This window comes from uncultured Amaricoccus sp. (genome assembly GCF_937858865.1).
In the GTDB taxonomy this organism is placed as follows: Bacteria; Pseudomonadota; Alphaproteobacteria; order Rhodobacterales; family Rhodobacteraceae; genus Amaricoccus.
Genome location: NZ_CALLYO010000496.1, coordinates 1 through 2,317, shown reverse-complemented (window position 1 = coordinate 2,317; position 2,317 = coordinate 1). Strand labels below are relative to the sequence as shown.

Genomic DNA, 2,317 nt, shown 5'->3' with positions numbered 1-2,317 from the left:
GGCCTGCACGTGCAGACCTCGATCGCGCAGCAGGTGAACCTCGTCAACGCCGCCGGGCTCACGCTCAACTGGTGGGACGGCGAGGCCGGCCCGAAGAACGACGGGGCGGTGAACGGCGGCGACCTGGGCTGGCAGAGCGGCCGCGGCAACGACAACTGGACCGAGGCGAGCGGCTCGCTCAACGCCCCCTTCACCGACGGCGCCTTCGCGATCTTCGCCGGCCGTCCCGGCACGGTCGCCGTCGACAACGGCCTCGGGGCGGTCGCCGCCTCGGGGATGCAGTTCGCCGTCGACGGCTATCTGGTCGAGGGCGAGGCGCTCACGCTCGTCGGCGACGCCGCGGTGGTGCGGGTCGGCGACGGCACGGCCGCCGGCGCCGGGATGACCGCCACCGTCGCCGCCGAGATCCGCGGCGCGGCGCAGCTCGTGAAGGCCGACCTCGGCACCCTCGTCCTCTCGGCCGCCAACAGCCATGCCGGCGGCACCGCCATCCGGGGCGGCGTGCTCGAGATCGCCTCCGACGCCAGCCTGGGCGCCGCGGCCGGCGGGCTCGGCTTCGACGGCGGCACGCTGCGCGTGACCGGGAACACGGCGATCGGCCGCGCCACCACGCTCGCCGCCGGCGGCGGCACCTTCGAGACGGCGGACGGCGTCACCCTGACCCAGCGGTCGGGGATCACCGGGCGCGGCGGCCTCGGCAAGGCCGGCGCCGGCACCCTCGTCCTCCTCGGCGAGAACGCCTTCACCGGCGGCACCACCATCTCCGGCGGCACGCTCCGCATCGGCGACGGCGGCACCGCCGGCTCGCTGGCCGGCGACGTGCGCAACGACGGCGCGCTGGTCTTCGACCGCGCCGGGCGCCTCGACTTCGACGGCGCGATCAGCGGCCGGGGCACGGTGCTGCAGGCCGGCACCGGCACCACCCGGCTCGGCGGCGCCGGTCGCCACAGCGGCGCCACCACCATCGCCGCCGGCACGCTCGAGGCCGCCGCCGCCGGCGTGCTCAGCCCGGCCTCGGCGCATCTCGTCGCGGCGGCGGGCGCGCTCGACCTCGCCGACTTCGACCAGCGGGTCGCCCGCCTCGAGAACGCCGGGCGCGTCTCGCTCGGCCATGCCGCCGGAACCCGCCTCACCGTCGCCGGCGACTACGCCGGCCGGGGCGGCCTCCTCCACTTCAGCACGGAACTCGGCGGCGACGGATCGCCCACCGACCTCCTCCTGATCGAGGGGGATACCTCCGGCACCGGCATCGTGGAGGTCGTGAACGCGGGCGGCATGGGCGGACAGACCGTCGAGGGCATCAAGATCATCGACGTCGAGGGCGCCTCGGAGGCCAGCTTCACCCTCGCCGGCAATACCGTCATCGACGGCCAGCCGGTGGTGATCGGCGGCGCCTACGCCTATTCGCTCTGGAAGAACGGCATCACCGACCCGGCCGACGGCGACTGGTACCTGCGCTCGCAGCCGACCTTCCAGCCCGGCCCGCCGCTGGTGCAGCCCGGCGTGCCGGCCTACGAGGCCTATCCGCAGGTGCTGCTCGCGCTGAGCGGCCTGCCGACGATGCAGGAGCGCATCGGCAACCGCCGCTGGCAGGAGGCGGGCGCTTCCGGCGGCCTCACCGAGGACCGGCGCGCCTGGGCCCGGATCGAGGGATCGCGCAGCCGGATCGAGCCCGACAGCGAGCTGGTGGACGACGCCCGCTACGACCTCGACGTCTGGAAGCTCCAGCTCGGCATCGACCGCCCGGTCAGGGAGACGGAGGGCGGCCTCCTCGTCGCCGGCCTCACCGCCGGCTACGGCACCGTCGCGGCCGACATCTCCTCGGCCTCCGCCGGCGACGGCAGCATCGCCACCACCGGCTACGGCTTCGGCGGCAGCCTGACCTGGTTCGGCAACGACGATCTCTACCTCGACGGGCAGGCGCAGGCGATGTGGTTCGACAGCGACCTCGCCTCCGACGAGGTGGACGACGACCTCGAGAGCGGCAACCGCGGCTTCGGCTACGCCCTCGGCGTCGAGGCCGGCAGGCGCGTCGCGGTCCGCCCGGGCTGGGCGGTGACGCCGCAGGCGCAGCTCGTCTATGCGTCGGTCGCCTTCGACGACTTCGAGGATACCTTCGGCGTCGAGGTCGAATCGGGCGACGGCGCGACCCTGCCGGTCCGCCTCGGCGTCTCGATCGACCGGCAGGCCGGCGGGAGGGACGCGGGGGGCGAGGGGCGGCGGACCCATGTCTACGGCATCGCCAATCTCTACCACGACCTTATCGGCGAGACGAAGCTCACCGTCGGCGGCACCGGGCTGACCAACAGGCCCGACC

At 74.8% G+C, this 2,317-nt stretch carries 1 protein-coding gene; it reads left to right on the top strand.

Going from position 1 to position 2,317, the window contains the following annotated elements; translation table 11 throughout:
* On the top strand, nt 1–2,317 hold a 2,317-nt coding region (locus tag Q0112_RS14555), incomplete at both ends, for an autotransporter outer membrane beta-barrel domain-containing protein (protein ID WP_297976500.1).